The organism is Paenibacillus sp. FSL R5-0475 (genome assembly GCF_038004585.1).
Taxonomy (GTDB): domain Bacteria; phylum Bacillota; class Bacilli; order Paenibacillales; family Paenibacillaceae; genus Paenibacillus_AQ.
Genome location: NZ_JBBORK010000002.1, coordinates 1 through 2,951, shown reverse-complemented (window position 1 = coordinate 2,951; position 2,951 = coordinate 1). Strand labels below are relative to the sequence as shown.

The 2,951-nt window shown below is 43.5% G+C and carries 1 protein-coding gene; it reads left to right on the top strand.

Annotated elements, in window-relative coordinates:
- Positions 1 to 35: 35 nt before the first annotated feature.
- Positions 36 to 2,951: condensation domain-containing protein (locus MKX41_RS32235; RefSeq protein WP_340975162.1), on the top strand; the 2,916-nt coding region annotated here is incomplete at its 3' end.

Below are 2,951 nucleotides of genomic sequence, written 5' to 3'. Positions count from 1 at the left end.
ACCAGCTGAGTCATCAAGGAGCAGTCGAGGGAGAAGTGGAATTGTCGCCGATCCAACAGTGGTTCTTTGAAGGGCAAAAGAAAGCACACCACCACTTTAACCATAGCGTGATGTTATATCGTAAAGAACGTTATCGGGAAGATATCGTACAACAAGTGATGCAACGCATGATGGAGCATCATGATGCTCTGCGGATGGTGTATGAACAAACGGAAACCGGGGTGTACCAATATAACAAGGTTATCCACGAATTGTTGGTAGAAGTGCCTGTGATCGAAGTCAGAGGCCAAGGCCTGGAAGAAGTAGAGAGACTAGCTACGCGTATTCAAGAAAGCATCGACCTGGAAAAAGGTCCAATGATGCGACTGGGGCTGTTCCGAGCAGACGATGGTGATCACTTACTCATTGTGATCCATCACTTGGTAGTAGACGGTGTATCATGGCGGATATTATTAGAAGATTTTGCTTCAGGATACACTCAAGCGCTGAAGGGCGAAGAGATCCAATTCCAGGCGAAGACCGCATCATACCAAGAATGGTCAAGCCGGATGAAGGAATATACCCGCAGTGAAGCATTCGCGGCAGAAAAAAGCTACTGGCGGCACGTAACTGAGGCCATTGTAATAGGAACGGAAGTAACGGCGCAAGAAGTTGGACAGATTGGCGAAGGAAAACATATCGAAGTACAACTGGATGAGGACATGACAGAAAAAGTACTTCGACAGGTTAACCAAGCTTACAATACCGAAATTAATGACATCTTAGTAACAGCCCTTGCTCTTTCAATCCATGAATGGGATGGAAGGGAAGAAATCTGTATTGATATGGAGGGCCATGGCCGAGAGGAATTGGTCGAAGGATTAGATATTACACGAACGGTAGGATGGTTTACAAGTATCTACCCAGTAACTCTTCAAGTCAAAGAACAGGAACTGGGAAGACAAATCAAAACCATAAAAGAAGCATTACGTTCAATTCCGAACAAAGGAATCGGGTATGGTATGTACCGATACTGGAGTGAGGAAGGCCAAGGCGAAGGCGAAGGACGGAAGGTATCCGGCATTAGTTTCAACTACTTGGGACAGTTTGACCAAGACTTCCAAACAGTGATCTTTGAAGGATCTTCGTTACCTGTAGGTGTCATGGCAAATCCTGAGTTGCAACGAAATAGTGCACTAGAAGTAAATGGCATTGTGAAAGAGGGAAGAATGCGATTTACGTTTGGTTACAACGGGAAGCAGTATTGTGAGCAGGAGATGGAGAATCTTGCTGGCTGTTACATGCAGAAGCTAACAGCAATTATTGAGCACTGCGTGGAGAAAGAGAGTACGGAGCTAACTCCAAGTGACGTCATGGCGCACGACATGAGTATTGAGGAGATCGAAGATGCATATGTGCGAGTAGCAAGCAAAGGATTAACCGTAGAAAAAATGTATCCTTTAGCCCCGTTGCAAGAAGGAATGCTATTCCACCATGTGATGAACAAGGGAGACCTGCAGTATTTTGTACAAACCAGATTCGAGGTTCGAGGCAGTTTAGATATTGATTTGTTGGAACAAAGTTATCAGGAGCTTATTAACAGACATGATGTACTTCGAAGTATATTCATATTTGAGAATATAAGAAGATCGTTACAGGTTGTAATAGAGCAGTGGAAGTTCATCATTGATGTGCAGAAGATTGCAAACAAATCTGATGCAGAGCAAGAAGAAGCTATGAGCCGTTACATGGAAGAAGATAAAAATAAGGGATTTGACTTGACCACAACCATTCCGATGAGAGTTGCTGTTTTTGAAATGGGTGAGCAACAGTTTAAGGTGATTTGGAGTTTCCATCACATTGTGATAGATGGTTGGTGTATGAGCACCTTGTTTACAGAATTACTTCAAATTTACGAGTCCTTAAACAAGGGAACACCTCTACAATTGGAGACAGCACAGCCCTACAGCCGCTTTATCCAGTGGTTAGAGAAACAAGATAAAGCGAAAGCATCGGATTACTGGAAGAATTATTTGAAAACGATCGATGAAGTGACTACCCTGCCGGGATATAAAAAGACGGTAGATGGCTATAAGCAAGAGGAGCTGTGGTTTGCGCTGGATGAGGAACAGACGCGAAAACTCCAACAACTGGCGAACCAATACCAGGTCACATTAAATACCATGATGCAGACGATCTGGGGGGTAGTCCTGCAGAAATATAACCGAGCGAATGAAGTTGTGTTTGGTGCCGTAGTTTCGGGAAGACCGGCCGTAATCCCTGGAATTGAGAAGATGGTGGGCTTGTTTATTAATACCATTCCTGTCCGAATTTCAAGTAGCCCGACACAACCGTTTACAGAGGTATTACAGGCGGTTCAAGATGCAGCAACCGTGTCAGATGCATATAGTTCGTATCCTTTATATGAGATCCAAAATCAAAGCACATTAAAACAAGAATTGATCAATCATATCATGGTATTCGAAAATTACCCGATGGATGATCGCTTGAAGGACATGGGTCAAACAGTGGGAGTGGGATTGGAACTCTCTAACTTCAAAACGTTTGAGCAAACGAATTATGACTTTAATGTGATTTTGATACCTGGAAAGGAACTTGCAATAAAATTCAGTTACAATCTGAATGCATTTGAAGTCGGAAGTGTAGAACGAATGAAAGGCCATGTACAGCATGTTATGCAGCAGGTCATAGCAAATCCGAACGCAACGATGGATGAGATTGAAATCGTGACAGCAGAGGAAAAAGAGCAGCTGGTATTTGGGTTTAACCAAACGCAAACCGATTACCCAAAAGAAAAAACACTGCACATGCTATTTGAAGAACAAGTTGAAAAGACACCACATCACATTGCCGTGGTGAAAGATGATGAGACCCTGACTTATGCAGAGCTTAATGCGCAAGCAAACCAGGTAGCCCGGGTATTACGCCGTCAGGGTGTAGAGAAAAACAGC